General features: G+C 70.8%; 18 protein-coding genes. 8 read left to right on the top strand and 10 right to left on the bottom strand.

Annotation, left to right across the window (positions count from 1 at the left end; genetic code table 11):
* Positions 1-54 precede the first annotated feature (54 nt).
* Positions 55-1,497, bottom strand: coding sequence for a UdgX family uracil-DNA binding protein (locus tag OF850_RS07795; protein WP_301589420.1), 1,443 nt, complete (start codon positions 1,495-1,497; stop codon positions 55-57).
* A complete protein-coding gene (locus OF850_RS07790) occupies positions 1,494-2,732 on the bottom strand; it encodes a putative DNA modification/repair radical SAM protein (protein WP_301589419.1) in 1,239 nt (412 codons plus the stop codon). Before OF850_RS07790 ends, OF850_RS07795 begins: the two co-directional genes overlap by 4 nt.
* A 229-nt stretch (positions 2,733-2,961) precedes the next feature.
* On the opposite strand from OF850_RS07790, the gene OF850_RS07785 reads away from it, so the two are divergent.
* Positions 2,962-3,939 (top strand): catalase family peroxidase, encoded by a 978-nt coding sequence (locus OF850_RS07785; protein WP_301589418.1) that lies wholly within the window; start codon positions 2,962-2,964, stop codon positions 3,937-3,939.
* Between the two features lie 4 nt (positions 3,940-3,943).
* Here OF850_RS07785 and OF850_RS07780 read toward each other — a convergent pair whose 3' ends face one another.
* From OF850_RS07780 to ypfJ, 3 genes are all read right to left on the bottom strand, one after another.
* The gene (locus OF850_RS07780) at positions 3,944-4,654 is read right to left on the bottom strand and encodes a hypothetical protein (RefSeq protein WP_301589417.1); all 711 of its coding nucleotides are present in this window, start codon (positions 4,652-4,654) and stop codon (positions 3,944-3,946) included.
* A 128-nt stretch (positions 4,655-4,782) separates the two neighbouring features.
* The gene (gene uvrB / locus OF850_RS07775; protein ID WP_301589443.1) at positions 4,783-6,990 is read right to left on the bottom strand and encodes an excinuclease ABC subunit UvrB; all 2,208 of its coding nucleotides are present in this window, start codon (positions 6,988-6,990) and stop codon (positions 4,783-4,785) included.
* Positions 6,991-7,050: 60 nt separating this feature from the next.
* Entirely contained in the window at positions 7,051-7,911 is an 861-nt protein-coding gene (ypfJ, locus tag OF850_RS07770) for a KPN_02809 family neutral zinc metallopeptidase (protein WP_301589416.1), read from the bottom strand.
* Positions 7,912-8,017: 106 nt separating this feature from the next.
* Between ypfJ and OF850_RS07765 the strand changes: the two genes are divergently transcribed.
* The gene (locus OF850_RS07765) at positions 8,018-8,257 is read left to right on the top strand and encodes a hypothetical protein (protein ID WP_301589415.1); all 240 of its coding nucleotides are present in this window, start codon (positions 8,018-8,020) and stop codon (positions 8,255-8,257) included.
* Between the two features lie 102 nt (positions 8,258-8,359).
* Positions 8,360-9,040 (top strand): transcriptional repressor LexA, encoded by a 681-nt coding sequence (lexA, locus tag OF850_RS07760; RefSeq protein WP_301589414.1) that lies wholly within the window; start codon positions 8,360-8,362, stop codon positions 9,038-9,040.
* Positions 9,041-9,053: 13 nt separating this feature from the next.
* On the opposite strand, the gene OF850_RS07755 is transcribed toward lexA, so the two are convergent.
* Both OF850_RS07755 and OF850_RS07750 read right to left on the bottom strand, forming a co-directional pair.
* Positions 9,054-9,938, bottom strand: coding sequence for an NAD(P)H-hydrate dehydratase (locus OF850_RS07755; RefSeq protein WP_301589413.1), 885 nt, complete (start codon positions 9,936-9,938; stop codon positions 9,054-9,056).
* Positions 9,935-10,690 (bottom strand): histidine phosphatase family protein, encoded by a 756-nt coding sequence (locus OF850_RS07750; RefSeq protein WP_301589412.1) that lies wholly within the window; start codon positions 10,688-10,690, stop codon positions 9,935-9,937. Before OF850_RS07750 ends, OF850_RS07755 begins: the two co-directional genes overlap by 4 nt.
* Positions 10,691-10,767: 77 nt before the next feature.
* Between OF850_RS07750 and OF850_RS07745 the strand changes: the two genes are divergently transcribed.
* Genes OF850_RS07745 through OF850_RS07725 form a run of 5 tightly spaced genes read left to right on the top strand, consistent with a single transcriptional unit; the run spans position 10,768 to position 15,363 of the window.
* A complete protein-coding gene (locus OF850_RS07745; RefSeq protein ID WP_301589411.1) occupies positions 10,768-11,274 on the top strand; it encodes a (2Fe-2S)-binding protein in 507 nt (168 codons plus the stop codon).
* Positions 11,271-12,284: an FAD binding domain-containing protein gene (locus OF850_RS07740; protein WP_301589410.1), complete on the top strand. Its 1,014-nt coding sequence runs from the start codon at positions 11,271-11,273 to the stop codon at positions 12,282-12,284. Before OF850_RS07745 ends, OF850_RS07740 begins: the two co-directional genes overlap by 4 nt.
* Before the next feature lies 1 nt (position 12,285).
* Positions 12,286-14,550: a xanthine dehydrogenase family protein molybdopterin-binding subunit gene (locus tag OF850_RS07735; protein ID WP_301589409.1), complete on the top strand. Its 2,265-nt coding sequence runs from the start codon at positions 12,286-12,288 to the stop codon at positions 14,548-14,550.
* On the top strand, positions 14,547-14,858 hold the full coding sequence (locus OF850_RS07730; protein WP_301589408.1) for a hypothetical protein: 312 nt from the start codon (positions 14,547-14,549) through the stop codon (positions 14,856-14,858). Before OF850_RS07735 ends, OF850_RS07730 begins: the two co-directional genes overlap by 4 nt.
* A 49-nt stretch (positions 14,859-14,907) precedes the next feature.
* Positions 14,908-15,363: a MaoC family dehydratase gene (locus OF850_RS07725; RefSeq protein ID WP_301589407.1), complete on the top strand. Its 456-nt coding sequence runs from the start codon at positions 14,908-14,910 to the stop codon at positions 15,361-15,363.
* A gap of 3 nt (positions 15,364-15,366) precedes the next feature.
* On the opposite strand, the gene OF850_RS07720 is transcribed toward OF850_RS07725, so the two are convergent.
* From OF850_RS07720 to cheB, 3 genes are read right to left on the bottom strand one after another with little or no spacing between them, the layout of a single operon-like run.
* Positions 15,367-16,710 carry an LLM class flavin-dependent oxidoreductase gene (locus OF850_RS07720; protein ID WP_301589406.1) on the bottom strand — a complete coding sequence of 448 codons (1,344 nt, stop codon included), beginning with the start codon at positions 16,708-16,710 and terminating at the stop codon, positions 15,367-15,369.
* Positions 16,711-16,734: 24 nt separating this feature from the next.
* Positions 16,735-17,574 (bottom strand): CheR family methyltransferase, encoded by an 840-nt coding sequence (locus OF850_RS07715; protein ID WP_301589405.1) that lies wholly within the window; start codon positions 17,572-17,574, stop codon positions 16,735-16,737.
* Positions 17,571-18,629 carry a chemotaxis-specific protein-glutamate methyltransferase CheB gene (gene cheB / locus OF850_RS07710; RefSeq protein WP_301589404.1) on the bottom strand — a complete coding sequence of 353 codons (1,059 nt, stop codon included), beginning with the start codon at positions 18,627-18,629 and terminating at the stop codon, positions 17,571-17,573. Before cheB ends, OF850_RS07715 begins: the two co-directional genes overlap by 4 nt.
* Positions 18,630-18,726 lie beyond the last annotated feature (97 nt).

Here is an 18,726-nt window from a genome sequence, read left to right as displayed (position 1 = left end):
GCTCGGATGTCAGCCCAGGAAATCCACTTAAGGCCGGCTCCCGCCTGGCAAGGCCTACATCACCTCGCGGTGCGCACGCTTCAAATCCTCGACGAAGCGGCCGTACTCGCGCTCGCGGCTGTCCGGGTCGGGCAGGCGCAGCAGGTAGGAGGGGTGGACGGTCGGAAACACCGGCAACCCCTCGGGAGTCCGCATCATCTCGCCCCGCGCCTTGGTGACCGGGATGGCGCGCCCCATCATGGCGCGCAGCGCGGTGGCGCCCAGCGTGACGACGAGGCGCGGCGCGACGATTTCGATCTCGCGGCGCAGGAAGGGGCGGTAATGCGCGATGTCGCCTGCATCGGGGCTTTGGTGGATGCGCCGCTTCCCGGTGGGGGTGAACTTGAAATGCTTCACCGCATTGGTGAGGTAGCATTCGCCGCGCGTGATGCCCGCCTTCTCCAGCGCGCCGTCGAAGAGGCGTCCGGCCGGCCCCACGAAGGGGCGGCCCTTCAGGTCCTCCTCGTCACCCGGCTGCTCGCCGACGAAAAGGAGAGGCGGGTCGAGCGGACCCTCGCCGAACACGGCCTGGGTGGCGTGGACGGCAAGCGGCGATCCCCGGTCGGCCTGCAGCTCGGCCTTCAGCGCGGCCAGCGCGGCCTCGCGGTCGCCCGCGGCGGCATCGAAGAGTTCCATCGCCTCCGAAACGCTTGAAGGCGCCCAGTGGATGAGGCGCTGCCGCCGAGCCGCCGGCTCGGACCCGCCGCGCTCGACCATGGCGGCGACGCGGGCGGGGGCCTCCGCCATGAGGCGCGGGATCTCGCGCGTCTCGGGCATGTTGCGCCAGTAGCGCAGCGGCATCTCGGCCCGCATGGCGGCGGGCTTGAGCCGGGCCGGGTTGAAGGTGCTGCCGTAATAGGTGCGCCAAAGGATCTCGCCCTCGCCCTCGGGCGGCACGTCCTCGCGCCGCCCTGGCGGGCCGAAGCGCAGTTCCTCGCGGTCCCAGTGGACGGAGCCGTCGGGGGTCAGGATGGACCAGCGCATCCCCGCGAAGCGGCGCACGAAGAACGGGGCCTCCGCCTCCAAGATGCGGTGCTCCGGCTCGAACCAGGCAAGGTGCCGCTCCTCCTCCGGGTGCGGGCGGAAGCGCAGAAAGGCGTGCATCTTGTGCGCGTCGCGCCGCACCGCCTTGGCCATCAGGGACAGGCGCATCACGAGCGGGTCGGTCGCGCGCTCCAGCAACTCGCGCTCGCCTTCCGCAATGCGCCACAGGGCGCGGTAGAGCAGGTCGTGGCGCTCCGCGTCGCGATGGCGCAGCACGATCTCGGCCAGCTCCAGGAACTTGGGCGGGACGCGCGGCGGTAGCATCGCTGCGGCCGGCGGCATCGCCTCCGTGCCGGCAAAGAGCGATCCGTCCCAGCTCACCGCATCGGGCGGCACCCCAGCGGCGAGCAGCGGCCGTGCGGCGTCGCGCCACGCTTCCAGCCATGTGGGGTGGGCGGGGCTGGCGGCGATCACAGCAGAGCCATTTGCCGCGGAGCGGACTGCGTCTTCGGAACCAGCAGGCTGCGCAGCGCGGCCTTGTCCAGCAGCGCGCCCGGTGTGGAATCGGCGGTGAGCAGGAAGGGGCGCAGCTTCCGCATCGGCAGACGCAGCCGCGCCAAGTCGTCCCAGCGGATCGCGCCGTGGCGGCGGGAGGCGAGAAGGCGGTCTACGCTCTTCACGCCCAGCCCCGGCACGCGCAGCAGCGCCTCGCGCGGGGCCTTGTTCACGTCCACCGGAAAGAAATGCCGGTTCCGCAGCGCCCAGGCCAACTTGGGGTCAGCGTCCAGCGCCAGCATCGCGTCGGGGCCGGCGGGCACGATCTCGTCCAGCGCAAAGCCGTAGAAGCGCAGCAGCCAGTCGGACTGGTACAGGCGATGCTCGCGCAGCAGGGGCGGTGGGGCCGGGGGCAGGGCGCGCGACGCGTCGGGGATGGGCGAATAGGCGCTGTAGTAGACGCGCCGCAGCCCGTAGCTGCCATAGAGCGTCGAGGCCGTGCCCAGGATGGCGCGGTCATCCGCCCCGTCCGCCCCCACCATCATCTGCGTGGACTGGCCGGCCGGGGCGAAACGCGGCGCGCGTGCCTCCTCTTTCGCCTCCTCGATGCGGACGCGCATGCGCGCCATGGAGCGGCGGATGCCGGCGAAGTCCTTCTCCGGCGCCAGCGCCTTGAGCGAGGCTTCCTGCGGCAGCTCGATGTTGATGGACAGGCGATCCGCGTGGCGCCCCGCCTCGGCCAGCAATTCCGGCGCGGCGTCGGGAATGGTCTTGAGATGGATGTAGCCGCGGAACCCGTGCTCCTCCCGCAACGTGCGGGCCACGCGCACCAGCTGCTCCATCGTGTAGTCCGGGGAGCGGATGATGCCCGAGGACAGGAACAGCCCCTCGATCATGTTGCGCCGGTAGAAGCCGAGGGTGAGGTCAACGACCTCCTTCGCCGTGAAACGGGCGCGCGGCACGTTGGAGGAGGCGCGGTTGATACAGTAGGCGCAGTCGAAGATGCAGGCATTGGTGAGCAGGATCTTGAGCAGCGACACGCAGCGCCCGTCGGGCGTGTAGGCGTGGCAGATCCCCATCCCCTCGGAGGAGCCAATGCCGTCTTTCAGGCTGTCGCGCTTGGGCGCGGAGGAGGAGGCGCAGGAGGCATCGTATTTCGCCGCATCGGCCAGGATCTCAAGCTTCCGGCGGAGGTCCAGGGCGGCGTCGTGCATGCGCCTGATATGGGGCGAGGGGCACAGGCTGGCAAGAACGGAAAGGCAACACGGGCGCCTGTCATCCGCGGTCGTCCGGGAGGGCATCGGCAAGGGAGGATAGCGGTCAAGGCTCTTCTCACCCCACCCGCGCGAACCCGTTCCGGAAGAGTTTCGACTCGCGCGGAAACGCATTCCCTGTCAGCCTCGGACTCCGAACGGGTCAATCCGGTGGGAGGAATCAAGGACCATGTCCGCACGCGCGCTCGCCCTGGGTTTTGCTGCCTTGCTCCTCGCCGGGCCGGCCGTCGCGGAGCCGCCGGCGCCCGAGGCGATCGTGGATGCGTTCGAGGCCGTGCTGGGTCCCATCACGACCTATCGGCCCAGCCATCCCAAGGGGATCTGCGCCAGCGGGCACTTCGTCGCCACGCCGGACGGCGCGCGCCACTCCGTCGCGCCCGTCTTCGACGGGCAGCGCGTGGAGGCGATCATCCGCTTCGGCGTCGCGGGCGCGAGCCCGCGCGCGTCGGACGTCGCGCGCTCGACCCGCAGCCTCGCCATCCGGTTCGAGACGTCGCAAGGCGACCAATGGGACATGGCCAACATCTCCGCCCCCATCTTCGGCGCCCGCACTCCGGAGATGCTGGTGGCCGGGCTGCTGGCGCGCCGACCCGGACCGAACGGACAACCCGACGCGGAGGCGGTGCGCCGCTTCGTCGAGAGCAATCCGGAATCCACGCGCCAGGGACGCTGGCTTGCCGCAGTCACCCCGCCGGCTTCCTGGGCCACCACGCCCTACTGGGGCGTCGACGCCTTCCGCTTCAAGGGCGCGGAGGGACAGGAGCGGCTCGTGCGCTGGGTGTTCGAGCCGGTGGCCGGCACGCAGCGCCTTTCGGAGGAGGAGATGCGCGCGCGCGGCACCGACTTCCTGGCCGAGGAAATCCGCCGCCGCGTCGCGCAGGGGCCGGTCGAGTTCGACATGGTGCTGCAGTTCGCCCAGCCCGGCGACGACGCGACCGACCCGACGGTGGCCTGGCCCGACGACCGTCCGCGCGCCACGGTCGGCCGCCTGACGGTGACGGCCGTGGAGGCCGGGGCAGGAGGGCCCTGCGACGGGATCAGCTTCATGAACCTGGACATGGAGCCGGGCGTCGCGTTCAGCGACGACCCGACCCTCCATGCCCGCGCCGCGCCCTACGCCGTGTCGCTCAGCCGGCGCACGCGCTGACGCGTCAGTCCATGGTGCGGATGGACGGGCTGCCCTTCACCTCGTGACGGCGGCCCAGCTGCGTCCGCAGCAGCCGCGCCAGCTTGCCCGCCGCGCCGCGCACCGCCTCCTCGACCGTGGCGGCCGAGTGGTCGGCCGCCACCGGCTTCGCGCTGGTGGGCCGCGCCTCCAACGCGCAGCGAATGTCGGCGGGGCCGCTGCGGGTGCGGCTGCCGTCGTTGACATGCGCCTCGACCCGGGTCAGCTGCGGCGCCAGGTGGCGCAGGCGAGCGCGGACGATGCGCTCCACCAAGGCCGACAGGCGCTCCGTTCCGGCGACCGAGGAGTCCGTGTTCAGCAGGACCGGCAGGTCCACCCCCTCGTCGGTCTCGTCCTCGTTCGCGTCGTCCTCCGCCTCCTCGGCATCGCCTTCGTCCTCCGAAGCGCGCGCGTCGGCGGCGCGGTCGCGGCGCGAGCGGTTGTCGCGGTAGGCCCGGTCCAGCGGGTCCGGGCTGGCGCCGTCCGTCGCGTGGGACTTGGAGGAGCGCACCGGGTCGACGTGCGAATGCTTCTCGTCGCGCTCGCCGCCGCCGCCCGAGCGCTGGCTGACGCTCGGATTGGTGCTGACGGCGCCGTCCGGGTGCGCCGGATCGGGCTCGGGCATGGGCTTGGACGCGTCCTCGTGGCTCGCCCCTGGTCCACCCCAGCGGATCGTGTTCGGGTGCTTCTGCGGCATCTGATCTTCCTCTTCTCGCTTCCCAGGGCGAACGAGTCGATGAAGAAGGGGTTTCCAAAACATGACGCAGAAGTCAGGACCGGCGCGGTGTTGCCGCGCCGGCCACAGCGGAAAGCTCGCCCCCGCCGTCAGTGCTGAGTGGCGCCTCCGCGGCGACCGCGGCTCGCCTTCTGCTTCGGATCGTAGCCGCCGCCCCCGGGGCCGAGCGGCTTGGGCTTCCAGTCCTTCTTCGCCGTGGCGCGCGGCGTCTCGGCCTGGAGCGAGCGCCCCGCGAGGTTGGGCGCTAGGGCGCCGTCGAGCCCAAGCTCCATCGCCTCCAGCCGCTTGATCTCGTCGCGGTAGCGGGCGGCCGCCTCGAACTCCAGGTCGGCCGCGGCGGCGCGCATCTTCTTCTCCATCTCGGCGATGGCGGCGCGGAGGTCCTTGCCGACGAACTGCGCCGTGGCGTCGCCTTCCACCGCTTCCACGGTGACGTAGTCGCCCTGGGACACATCCTTCAGCACGTCCGCGATCTCGCGACGGATCGTCTGAGGCGTGATGCCGTGCTCCGTGTTCCAGGCGATCTGCTTGTTGCGCCGCCGCTCCGTCTCCTCCAGCGCGAATTTCAGGCTGTCGGTCATCCGGTCGGCGTAGAGCACCACGTGACCCTCGGCATTGCGCGCGGCGCGGCCGATGGTCTGGATCAGGGAGGTGCGGGAGCGGAGGAAGCCCTCCTTGTCCGCATCCAGGATCGCCACGAGCGAGCATTCGGGGATGTCCAGCCCCTCGCGCAGCAGGTTGATGCCGACCAGCGCGTCGAAGACGCCGCGCCGGAGGTCGCGGATGATCTCGATGCGCTCGAGCGTGTCCACGTCCGAATGGAGGTAGCGGATCTTCACCCCCATCTCCGTCATGTATTCGGTCAGCTGCTCGGCCATCTTCTTGGTGAGCGTGGTGATGAGGACGCGACCGCCCTTGGCCGTCTGCGCCTTGCACTCGGCCAAGAGGTCGTCCACCTGCCCCTCGACGGGGCGGATCTCGCACACCGGGTCCACGAGGCCGGTGGGGCGGATCACCTGCTCGGCGAAGACGCCGCCCGTGCGCTCCATTTCCCAGGAGCCCGGCGTCGCGGAAACGAAGACGGTCTGCGGACGGAACGCTTCCCATTCCTCGAACTTGAGGGGGCGGTTGTCGAGGCAGGAGGGCAGGCGGAACCCGTACTCCGACAGGATGGATTTGCGCGCGAAGTCGCCGCGATACATGCCGCCGATCTGCGGCACGGTGACGTGGCTTTCATCCACCACCAGCAGCGAGCCCTCGGGCAGGTACTCGAACAGGGTCGGCGGCGGCTCGCCCGGGTTCCGGCCGGACAGGTAGCGCGAGTAGTTCTCGATGCTCTTGCAGGAGCCGGTGGTCTCCAGCATCTCGATGTCGAAGGTGGTACGCTGCTCCAGCCGCTGGGCCTCGAGCAACTTGCCTTCCCGCTCCAGCTCCGCGAGCCGCTCCTTCAGCTCCACCTTGATGCGGCCGATCGCCTGGGTCAGCGTCGGGCGCGGCGTGACGTAGTGGCTGTTGGCGTAGACGGAAAGCCGGTCAAAGTCGCCCGTGATCTCGCCGGTCAGCGGGTCGAACTCGCGCAGATCCTCGATCTCGTCGCCGAACAGGGTGACGCGCCAAGCGCGGTCTTCCAGGTGGGCGGGCCAGATATCCACGCTCTCGCCGCGGATGCGGAAGTTGCCGCGCTGGAAGGCAGCGTCGTTGCGGCGGTACTGCTGCTCGACGAGGCCCTTCACCAGCGCGTCGCGCGGCAGGGAGCCGCCGCGCTCCAGCTTCACCACCATGTTGGAGTAGGTCTCGACCGAGCCGATGCCGTAGATGCAGGAAACGGAGGCGACGATCACCACGTCCCGCCGCTCCAGCAGCGCCTGGGTGGCGCTGTGGCGCATCCGGTCGATCTGCTCGTTGATCATCGAGTCCTTCTCGATGTAGGTGTCCGTGCGCGGGACGTAGGCCTCCGGCTGGTAATAGTCGTAGTAGGAGACGAAGTACTCGACCGCGTTGTTGGGGAAGAAGGACTTCATCTCCCCGTAGAGCTGCGCCGCCAGCGTCTTGTTGGGCGCCAGCACCAGGGTCGGGCGCTGCACCGCCTCGATTACCTTCGCCATGGTGTAGGTCTTGCCGGAGCCGGTCACGCCGAGCAGCACCTGATCCCGCTCTCCCTGACGGAGGCCGGAGATGAGGTCGCCGATGGCGCGCGGCTGGTCGCCATTGGGCTCGAAGGGACTCACCACCTCCAGCCGGGGTCCGTTGGCGGGGGGTGGGCGGCGGACCGGCTGGAACAGGACGGGGGCGAGCATGTTCATGGAACATAGATAGTCCGACCGGGCGCGGTTTTCACGCCCGGAACAGTCGGGGAATCACCGCTGGGCGAAGGTGTCGCAGGCCGCCGCGTTCTCGGCCTGGAGGCCGCGCCGGAACCAGGAAACGCGCTGCTGGCTTGTCCCATGGGTGAAGCTTTCCGGCACCACGGCCCCGCGTCCCTGCTGCAGTCGGTCGTCGCCCACGGCGGCAGCGGCGTTCATTCCTTCCTCGATGTCGCCCGCCTCCAGGATGCCGCGCATCTCGTCGGCCCGCCGGGCCCAGAACCCGGCCAGGCAATCGGCCATGAGCTCCACCCGCACGGAGATGGAATTGGCCTCGGCGCGACCGCCGGCCCGGCGCTGCGCCTCCTGGGAGCGGGGGAGGAGGCCGAGGACGTTCTGGACGTGGTGCCCCACCTCATGCGCGATGACATAGGCCTGGGCAAAGTCGCCCCCTGCGCCCATGCGCCGCTCCATGTCGCGGAAGAACGACAGGTCGATGTACACGCGCTTGTCCAGCGGGCAGTAGAACGGCCCCATCGCCGACTGGGCGCCGCCGCAGCCCGACTGCACCGCGCCGGAGAACAGGACGAGGCGCGGCGCCTCGTATTCGCGGCCGGAGCGGCGGAACTCCGCCGTCCAGACGTCTTCCGTGCTCGCCAGGACGCGGGAGACGAAGCGGGCATGGGCGTCCTCGGCGGGCGGACGCTCGGCGGGGGCCTGGCGGGAAGGCGGGGCGGCGCCATCCAGCTGGTTCAGCAGGACCCCCGGGTCCACGCCCATGAACATCGCCAGCAGCGTGACCACCACGACCCCGATGCCGCCGCCCGCGATGCCGCCGCGCCCCATGGAGAATCCGCCGCGGCCGCCGCGGCGATCCTCCACGTGACGGCTTTCCCGCTCGTTATCCATCCGCATCGGAAGCGCCTCCTTGACCCGGCGGGAACGCCGACAGGGTCGCTTGCGTTTGCGGGAAGGGCGGCATGGCCTGTAAGGAGGGGCCGGCGCGGCGAAGGAGAACGATGTGCCCGAGGACGTGGACCCCGAGGACCGCTTCGTCACTGACGACGCCTATGCCGCCGGCCGCACCGCCTTCACGGAGGGAGCCTCCGTGCTAGACAATCCGATGGCGCATACGGGGGACTGGGGCAAGGCGTGGTTCGCCGGCTGGCTGGACGCGCTGGCCGACGCCGTGACCGGCCATGACCGGGGCCAGGCCGCCTTTGCGCGCCTGCTGCGGCAGGACAAGGCAGAGCCTTTCTGAACCAGATCCAGGGGGAAAATAGAACAGAGCGCCAACAAGTTGTTGACGCGTTCCGGGGAACCTATCTAGAACAGAAGGCGATTCGATGGGGAACCCCCGCCCATGCTCACGCGTAAGCAGCACGAACTTCTGATCTTCATCCATAAGCACTTCACGGCGACCGGCTTCTGCCCGTCCTTCGAGGAGATGCGTGCCGCGCTCGACCTCAAGAGCAAGTCCGGCATCCACCGCCTGATCACGGCGCTTGAGGAGCGGGGCTTCCTGCGCCGGCGTGCCCACCGCGCGCGCGCCCTGGAAGTGGTGCGTCTGCCGGAGGAGTTGGCCCGCCCGCCCAAGGCCGAGGTCACGCAGTTGGACGCGGTGCGCGCCCAGCGCGCCGCCGTCGCCATGCGGCCCAATGTCGGGCACCTTCCGCTGATGGGACGCATCGCCGCCGGTACGCCGATCGAGGCGCTGCGCAACCCGGCGGAGACGGTGGAGGTCCCGGCGGACCTGATCGCGGGCGGCGAGCACTACGCTCTGGAGGTCTCGGGCGATTCCATGGTCGAGGCGGGCATCCTCGACGGGGACATCGTGGTGATCCGCCAGGGGGAAACGGCGGAAAGCGGCGCCATTGTGGTCGCCCTGATCGACGAGCACGAGGTGACGCTGAAGCGTCTGCGCCAGCGCGGCAACTCCGTTGCGCTCGAGCCGGCGAACCAGGCCTATGAGACGCGCATCTTCGGGCCGGGCCGGGTGCGTGTGCAGGGCCGCCTCGTCGGGCTGATCCGCAAGTACCACTGACCGGGCGGGGGTTTCAGCCCCCGTCCATCTCCGCGAGGATTCCCGGGAACTCGCCCGGGAGTTCCCGCGCGAGGTAGCCGACCGGCCCGATACGCCGGGCCAGCCTTTCCCCCGCGACGGCATGGATGAACACGCCCCAGAGCGTGGCCAGCAAGGGCGGCGCGCCGCGCGCCATCAGCCCCGTGATCGCCCCGGCCAGCGTGTCGCCGGATCCGGAAGTGGCAAGCCCCACATTCCCCCGCGCGCAGGAGAAGGCGAGGCCCTGTGGCGTCGCCACGAAGGACACGCCCCCCTTCATCACCACCACTGCGCGGAAGCGCCGCGCCGCCTCGCGCGCGGCCTCCAGCGGCTCTGCCTCCAGTTCCTCGCGCGGGCGGTCGAGAAGCTGCGCCATCTCCCCGGCATGGGGCGTCAGGACGAGGCGCCCAGCATGGCGCCCGGCGGAATCCGGCTCCAGCCCGCACACCGCGGCGGCGTCCAGCAGGATGCCCGGCTCCCCGCGCAGCTTCGTCAGCAGGGCGCGGGCCAGCGCCCCCGCCTCCTCCGCGTCCAGCATGCCGGGGCCGAAGGCAATGGCGTCGGCGCGCGCCGCGGCCTCCGACAGGCGCGGTGCGGCGGCGGGGGCGATCCCGCCTTCCGCGGTTTCCTTCAGCGCGATCACCCGCGCCTCGGGCATGGCCAGGGCGAGGCCGGGCGCGGCGGAGGCGACGGTCGCCACCTGCATCTTTCCCGCCCCGGCCCGCAGCGCGCTGGTCGCGGCCAGCAGCACGGCCCCCGGTACCTCGGCGGCGCCGCCCACCACCAGAACGCGGCCGCGCTCATCCTTGCTGGCCGCGTCGGGCAAGGGCGGCAGCGGGTTGGCCCGCAGCCATTCGGGCGAGATCTCCGTGACGCTCATCGCGCGCCCGTGACCTGATCGGGCTCCGCCGTCACCGGCGCGCCTTCCTCCTCCAGCGGCGCCACCCAGTTGGCGTGGACGAGGCGCAGCGAACCGTCGCGGCCGCGCGTGGGATCGAGGCGATACTCCGTCACCCCGCAATTCGGCACGTCACCCTCCGCATCCACGGCAAGGATCGCGGCCTCGTCCATCTCCTCCAGCAGGTAGCGCATGCACAGCACCACGACCTGGTGCGCCACCACCAGCACGCGTTGCCCGGCATGGTGCAGCACGATCGTGTCGAGGGCGGAGCGCAGCCGCAGTATCACGTCGCACCAGCTCTCGCCGCCCGGCGGACGGTGGTAGAACTTGCCCAGGATGCGGCGGAACTCCGCCTGGTCCGGATGCAGTTCCGTGATTCCGTACCGGGTCAGCCGGTCGAGGACCCCGAACTCCTTCTCACGCAGCCTCTCGTCCAGGCAGGGCCGCAGGGGCAGGCACCCCGCCTCCGCGACGAGTTGCGCCGTCCGCAGGGCGCGGCGATAGGGCGAGCACAGGATCGCGTCGGGCCTTTCGGCAGCGGGCAACTGGCCAAACCAGCGCCCCAGCGCGCTCGCCTGCCGCTCCCCGAGAGGGGAAAGGGGGACGTCCACGTCGCGACCCCCGGTCTCGATATGGGTGTGCCCGGCTTCGTGGGCGACGTCGCGGGCGACGTTTCCCAGGCTCTCGCCGTGGCGCACCACCCAAAGGACTTCCGGCCAGCGCTGCGCCATGCTGCATTCCCTCAATGTCCGCCGGGCAACGCCCGCGGCATTGGGGACGTTGCGCCCGCGACAGCGGAGCCACCCCCATGCCCGACGATCTTTCCCCGCGCGGCCCAGAGACGGTCGCGCTGACCCTCACCGTGAACGGAGCCTCCCATGCGCTGCGCGTGCCGGCCTGGACCACGCTGCTCGACCTGCTGCGCGAGGGGCTGGGCCTCACCGGCAGCAAGAAGGGCTGCGACCACGGCCAGTGCGGCGCCTGCACCGTCATCCTGGACGGGAAGCGGGTGAATTCCTGCCTCGTCCTCGCCGCCAGAAGCGACGGCAGCGAGGTGCGGACGGTGGAAGGCTTGGCCAGCCCGGATGGCGCGCTGCATCCGTTGCAGGAAGCCTTCATCAAGCACGATGCCTTCCAGTGCGGCTACTGCACCCCCGGCCAGCTTTGCTCCGGCGTCGCGTTGCTGCAGGAGGGTCACACGCGCACGGAGGACGAGATCCGCGAGTGGATGAGCGGCAATCTCTGCCGCTGCGGCGCCTATCCCAACATCCTCGCCGCCATCCTCGAGGTCGCGCGCAAGGAGGGCCGGGCATGAGGCCTTTCCATTACGAGCGCCCGCGCGCGCTGGAGGAGGCGATCGCCGGCAAGACGGAGGCTTCGCGCTTCCTGGGCGGCGGCACCAACCTGATCGACCTGATGAAGTACGACGTGGAGCGACCCGCGAGCTTGCTCGACCTGAACCGTCTCGAAGGGCTGCGCGAGGTGGAGCGGGACAGGGAGGGAACGCTCCGCATCGGCGCGCTGGTTTCCAATGCCGACGCGGCGGCGCATCCCCTGGTGCGGGAGCATCACCCGCTCCTCGCCGACGCCATCCTGGCCGGCGCTACGCCGCAGCTTCGCAACATGGCGACGATGGGCGGCAACCTGCTCCAGCGCACGCGCTGCTACTACTTCTATGACCGGCTGACGCCCTGCAACAAGCGGGAGCCTGGGACAGGATGCCCGGCCAAGGAGGGCGTGAACCGCATCCACGCCATTCTCGGCACCTCCGAGCACTGCATCGCCACCCACCCCTCCGACATGTGCGTGGCGCTGGCGGCGCTGGAGGCGGTGGTCGTCGTGCGCGGCCCCTCCGGCGAGCGCCGCATCCGCACGGAGGATTTTCACCGCCTGCCCGGCGACGCGCCCGAGCGCGACACCACCCTGGACGCGCGCGAGGTGGTGACGGCGATCGAGATCCCGGCCCGCCTTTATGGCCGCCACCACACCTACCTGAAGCTGCGCGACCGGCTGTCCTACGCCTTCGCCCTGGTGTCCGTCGCCGTGACGATGGAGATGCAGGAGGGACGCGTGTCCCGGCTGCGCGTCGCCCTCGGCGGCGTCGCCCACAAGCCCTGGCGCGTGCCGGAGGCGGAGGCGTTGCTGGAAGGCCGGGGACCGGAGGAGGCGCGCTTCGGCGCCGTGGCGGACCGGCTGCTGCAAGGGGCAAGAGGCTACGGCCACAACGACTTCAAGATCGGCCTCGCCCGCCTCGCCATCGCGCGCGCGCTGCACCAGGCCGCCGCCGCCACCCCACAATCCCATGTCGCGAAGCGGATCGCCTGAGATGATGCACCATCCCCTGATCGGCACCCCGCAGGACCGCGTGGATGGCCGCGCCAAGGTCACGGGCACGGCGCGCTACGTCGCGGATTTCGAGACGGGCGCCGAGGTGCTGCACGCCCACGTGCTGAACAGCGCCATCGCCATCGGCCGGATCCGCCGCATCGACACCACGCGCGCCCTGGCCGTGCCGGGCGTGGTGGAGGTATTCACCCACGAGAACCGGCCGCGCACTGCCTGGTTCTCCTCCTCCTACAAGGACGATGTCGGACCACCCGGCAAGCCGCTGCGCCCCCTCTACGACTCCAGCATCTCCTATAGCGGGGAGCCGGTGGCGCTGGTGGTGGCCGAGAGCTACGAGACGGCGCGCTACGCCGCCAACCTCGTCGAGGTGGAATACGAGGCGAAGCCGCACGAGACGGACCTGCTGAAGCAGCTTCCCAACTCCTACGTGCCGAAGAAGCGCCGCAGCGGCATCAACCCGCCGCCGCGCCCCAAGGGCAGCGCGGCCTCGGCGCTGGAAAGCGCGCCGGTGAAGCATGTGGCGCGCTACCTCATCGCCGCCGAGCATCACAACCCGATGGAGATGCACGCCACCACGGTCATCCGCGAGGCGGACGGCAAGCTGCTGATCCACGACAAGATCCAGGGCGTGTACGCCAGCAAGCAGTACGTGTGCAGCGTCTTCGGCCTGTCCGAGGACAAGGTGCGCGTCGTCTCCCCCTTCATCGGCGGTGCCTTCGGATCCGGCCTCAGGCCGCACTACCAGCTCTTCCTGGCGGTCATGGCGGCCATGGCGCTGGAGCGCTCGGTGAAGCTGGTGCTGACGCGCGACCAGCAATTCACCATCGCCCACCGGCCCGAGACGTGGAACGAGGTTGCGCTGGGCGCAAAGCCGGACGGCACGCTCACCGCCATCCGGCACAAGGCCATCGGCTCCACCTCGCGCTACGAGGACCATCAGGAGGCGGTGGTGAACTGGACCAACCTCCTTTACTCCGCGCCCGACGTGCAGCTTGAGTACGAGCTGGTCCAGCTCGACATCGAGACGCCGACCGACATGCGTGCCCCCGGCGCGCCGCTCGGCGCCTTCGCGGCCGAAAGCGCGATGGACGAGCTGGCGGAGAAGCTGGGCGTGGACCCGCTGGCGCTGCGCCTGCACAACGACACCCAGACCGACGAGGTGATGAACAAGTATCACACTTCGAAGGAGCTGCGGGCCGCCTGTCAGCTGGGCGCGGAGCGTTTCGGCTGGCGCCATCGGCCGTTCGCCCCGCGCTCCATGCGGCAGGGGCGGGAACTGATCGGCTGGGGCCTCGCCTTCGGCGCCTGGGAAGCGCAGATGCAGAAGCACGCCGCCCGCGTGATGCTGGACGCGGAGGGGCATTGCACCGTGGGCGTCGCCACCGCCGATCTCGGCACCGGCACCTACACCATCCTGGCGCAGATCGCCGCAGAGGCGCTGGGGCTTTCCATGAACAAGGTGACGGTGCTGCTGGGCGACTCCGCCCTGCCGCAGGCGCCGGTGTCGGGCGGATCCTGGACCGCCGCCTCCGCCGGTTCCGCCGTGCACGATGCCTGCGCGCGGCTGAAGGCGGAACTCCTGCTCGCGGCGCAGACGCAGCGCGGTTCGCCCCTCGTGGATGCGAAGCTGGAGGAGGTGATGTTCGACCGCGAGCGGATCGTGCTGATGCGCGACCCGATGCGCGCCGTTTCGCTCCAGGCCGCCTTCGCCGCCGGCGGGCGGCCGCGCATCGTCGCGGATGGACAGGCAGGGCCGGACCAGCTGACCCAGCTCCGCTATTCCTCCCACACCCATTCGGCGGTCTTCGTCGAGGCGCGGGTGGATGAGGAGCTTGGCCAGGTGCGGGTAACGCGGGCGGTGAGCGCCGTGGCTGCGGGCCGCATTCTCAACCCCAAGACGGCGCGATCCCAGGTGGTGGGCGGCGTGGTCTGGGGCATCGGCATGGCGCTGCACGAGGAGGCGATGGCCGACCACAATCTCGGCCGGTGGATGAACCACAACATCGCCGAGTATCACATCCCGGCCCATGCCGACATTCACGAGATCGACGTGATCTTCGCGGAGGAGAAGGATATGCTCACCAGCCCGCTCGGCGTGAAGGGGCTGGGCGAGATCGGCATCGTCGGAACGGCGGCGGCGGTCGCCAACGCGGTGTGGCACGCGACGGGGCGGCGGGTGCGCGAGTTGCCCATGACGATCGACAAGGTGCTGGGCCTCACCCCGGCACACACGGAGGCACGATGATGAAGCGCGTTCTTGCATTCCTGCTCGCCCTCGCGCCGCTGGCAGCGGCCGCGCAGGCGCCACAGGCGCGGTGCTGGATCGACTATGCCGGCTTCGAGGAGCGGGTTCCGCACCTCGACATCGAACGCTGCCCGGGCAACGATCCGACGCCCGAGCAGGGCTTCTGCCGCATCGCCCTCCAGGAGAACAGCGTCCTGATCTACGTGTTCCGCCACGACCAGCAGGCGGGCGGGCCGTGCCTCGTCCGCATCGATCGGCAGTACTTCAATGACTTCGTCGGCAGCCAGGGCACGATCTACGGGCCCTGACTTGCCGCGGTTCCTCCTCCGGGCGACACTCGCCGCCCGGAGGAACGCCATGCTCGACATCCCGACCACGTCCGATCTCGCCAGCCATGTCGGCCAGAAGCTGGGCACCAGCGAATGGTTCACGGTGGACCAGAAGACCATCGACCTCTTCGCGGAGGCGACGGGCGACCACCAGTGGATCCATGTGGACGTGGAGCGCGCGAAGAAGGAGATGCCGGGCGGCAAGACCATCGCGCATGGCTTCCTGACGCTGTCGCTGCTGCCGCGCCTCGCCCCCTCGGTGTACCGCGTGGTGAAGCGCTCGCGCGCCATCAACTACGGCACCAACAAGGTGCGCTTCACCGCCATGGTGCCAGCCGGATCCCGCGTGCGGCTGCACATCAGCCTGAAGGGCGTGGAGCCCATCCAGGGCGGCGTGCGCGTCACGCTGCACAACGAGATGGAGCTCGAGGGGAATGAGCGCCCCTGCCTCGTCGCCGAGACGCTGGCGCAGATCTACGACTGAAGCTCAGACCGCGCGACGCAGCGCGGCAGGGTGCGGCGGCGCCAGCAAGGGGCCGCCGCCGAACAGCTTCTCCCGGTAGGTGCCGGGGGCGTAGCCGGTCTTGTAGGCGCCGCGCGCCTGGAGTTCGGGGACCAGCAGCTCCACCACCTCCTCCAGGCATTCGGGGATGACGGTGCGAGACAGGTTGAACCCGTCGCAGCCCGTTTCCTCGGCATAGGCGATCAGCCGCTCCGCCAGGGTGGCGGGCGTGCCGACCCAGGGCACCTGCCGGCTGCCCAGGATGAAGCGGTCCAGCAGCGCGCGCTTGGTCAGCACGCCACCCCCGGCGCGCGTCATCGCCGCGACGTTGCTCTGGATGGCATTGCCGGAGCCGGACGCGATCGGCTCGTCCAGCCCGTACCGGTCGAAGTCGATTCCGAGCGAGGCGGCAGCATGGGCCAGCGCGCCCTCGGCGCTGGCGTGGCGCCGATACTCCTCCAGCTTGTCCCGCGCCTGGGCCTCCGCCGCGCCCAGCACCAGCGTCGCGCCCACGAAGACGCGGATGGGCCGCTCCGTCAGCGCCCGAAGCGCCGCGACCTGCTTCGCCACCTCGGCGGGCGGGCCGCCATTCAGGAACACGCATTCCGCATGGGTGGCGGCGAAAACCTGCCCGCGCGCACTGGCGCCGGCCTGGTAGAGCACCGGCGTGCGCTGCGGCGAGGGCGCGCAAAGGTGATGCGCATCCAGCCGGTATTGCCGCCCCTCATGCCGGATCCGCCGCACCCTCGCGGGATCGGCATACACGCCCGATGCGCGGTCTTCCCGCACCGCGTCGCCATCCCAGGACTCCTCCCAAAGGCGATACACCACCTCCATGTACTCGTCGGCCATGTCGTAGCGGTCGTCATGCGCCATCTGGCGGTCCAGCCCCATGGCGCGGGCAGCGCTGTCCAGGTAGCCGGTGACGATGTTCCAGCCGATGCGTCCCCCGGTCAGGTGGTCGAGCGTGCTCATCCGCCGCGCGAAGAGATAGGGCGCCTCGTAGGACAGGTTGGCAGTGATGCCGAAGCCCAGGTGGCGCGTCGCCGCGGCCATGGCCGGCACCAGCAGCGCCGGGTCGAGGAGCGGCACCTGCACGCCATGGCGGATTGCCGCATCGGCGCTGCCGCCCAGAACGTCGTAGATGCCCAGCACGTCGGCCAGGAAGAGCCCGTCGAACAGCCCGCGCTCCAGCAGGTGCGCGAGGCCGGTCCAGTGATCGAGCCGGTGGTATTCGGCCGAGCGGTCGCGCGGATGGGCCCAGAGCCCCTGCTGGATGTGGCCGACCGTGGCCATGTCGAAGGCGTTCAGGCGAATCTCGCGCGGCATGGCGCGCATCCTGCGCGGCGGGGTTCAGGCCCGCAACCGCTCGGCCTCCATTCCCAACCCATAGACGCCGCGCTCCCCCGGCAGGGGCGCGAGCCGAGCCCCCATGCCGAGCGCGGTTTCCGCCGCGCCGAGATACAGGGCGCCATCCGGCTGCAGCCGGTCCGCCAGCGCATCGAGGACGCGCGCCTTGGTGGGCACGTCGAAGTAGATCAGCACGTTGCGGCAGAAGATCACGTCGAACCGGCCCAGGGCGCGCAGATCGCCGAGAAGGTTGAGCCGCTCGAACCGGCAGCGCGCGGCGATCTCGGGCCGGATGCGCCAGCGCGTCTCCTCCTGGGTGAAGCGCTTCAGCAGCGTGCGGATCGGCAGGCCGCGCTGCACCTCGAACTGGGTGAAGAGCCCGGCCCGCGCCCGCTCCAGCACCGCGCCGCAGATGTCGGTGCCCAGGATCTCGACCCGGCGCGTGGCGAAGCCGGGGTCGGCCTCGCCCAACTCGCTCGCGAGGATGGAAATGGAATAGGCGTCCTGCCCCGTGGAGCAGGCGGCGGACCAGATACGCAGCGGCATGCCGGGGGGGCGGGCGCGATGCAGCGCAGGCAGGAAGCCGCGCAGATGCTCGAAGGGACGGCCATCGCGGAAGAAGCTGCTTTCGTTGGTGGTCAGGAGTTCCGTCATCTCCTGCGCCAGCGTGTCGCTGCGCGGCGCCGCGAGGCGCGCGGCCAGCGCGTCCAGGCTCGGCAGCCCCTCCCGCTTCAGCAACGGCGCGAGGCGCGTTTCCAGCATGTAGCCCTGATCCGGGTTGATCACCCCGCCGGAGCGCTGCTTCACGATGCCGGTGAGGACGGTGAAGGTCGCCGGCGTCACCGGTTGCCTCCCAGTCGTGCGGCCAGCGCGTCGCCCAGCGCCTCGGGCGTGCCGCGCTCGGCGGCCAGGCCGGCCCGGCACACCGCACCCGGCATGCCCCAGACGACGCTCGACGCCTCGTCCTGCGCCCAGACCGTTCCGCCCGCGGCGACGACGTCGCGGCATCCGCCCAGCCCGTCCTGGCCCATGCCGGTCAGGATGACAGCGTGCACGCGCCCGCCGCAGGCAGCGATCAGCGAACGCAGGGTCGGGTCCACCGCGGGCCGGCAGAAATTCTCGGGTGCGGCGTCGGAGAGTTCCGTCACGAGGCGCTCGCCATCGGCGCGGATCAGCAGATGGCGGTCGCCGGGCGCCAGCAGCGCCGTGCCGGGGCGCAGCACCTCGCCCCCGCGGGCCTCCGCGACCTGGGGGCCGCCGAGCGTGTCGAGATGCTGCGCCAGCATGGCGGTGAAGCCGGGCGGCATGTGCTGCACCATCACCAGCGGGACGGGCAGGGCGCGCGGAAGGCGCCGAACCAGCGCCGCCAGCGCCTGCGGCCCGCCCGTGGAGGATCCAATGCACAGTACGCGCGGCGCCGCGTCCGCCGCGGGACGGGGCAGGGGCCGTGCGGCGGCAGCCGGTCGCGCGGCGGCATGGCCCACCCTCGCCCAGCCCTTCACCTTGGCCAGCAGCTCCTCGCGGAAGGCGGGATCGGCCACGCCCCCGCGCGAGGCCGTGGGCTTCGGCACGTAGTCCGAGGCACCCGCCCGCAGCGCCGCCATGGTCGCCGCCGCGCCGGTTTGGGTGAGGGCGGAGGCGACGATCACGACGGGACGGGGCTCGCGCCGCAGGATCATCGGCAGCGCCGTCATGCCGTCCATCACCGGCATCTCGAGGTCGAGCAGCACGATCTGGGCACGCTCCGCCTCGGGGGCGGATTCCAGTGCGCGCAGCGCCTCCTGCCCATTGCCGACGCGGGCGACGACGCGGATGGCCGGGTCCGCCTCCAGCACGCGGGACAGGGCGCCGCGCACCGCCACGCTGTCGTCGCACAGCATCACGCGCAGGGGCGTCATGCGGGAGCGAACCCGAGCTGGGCCAGCTTCTCCAGCAGCATCACCTCGTCGAAGGGCTTCATGACGTACTCGTCCGCGCCCGCTTCCAGCCCTTCCA

Origin of the sequence: Sabulicella glaciei (assembly GCF_026183895.1) — a bacterium.
Lineage (GTDB): Bacteria > Pseudomonadota > Alphaproteobacteria > Acetobacterales > Acetobacteraceae > Roseococcus > Roseococcus glaciei.
Note: the sequence above shows the minus strand (reverse complement) of the source record. Positions and strands in the feature narration are given on the sequence as shown.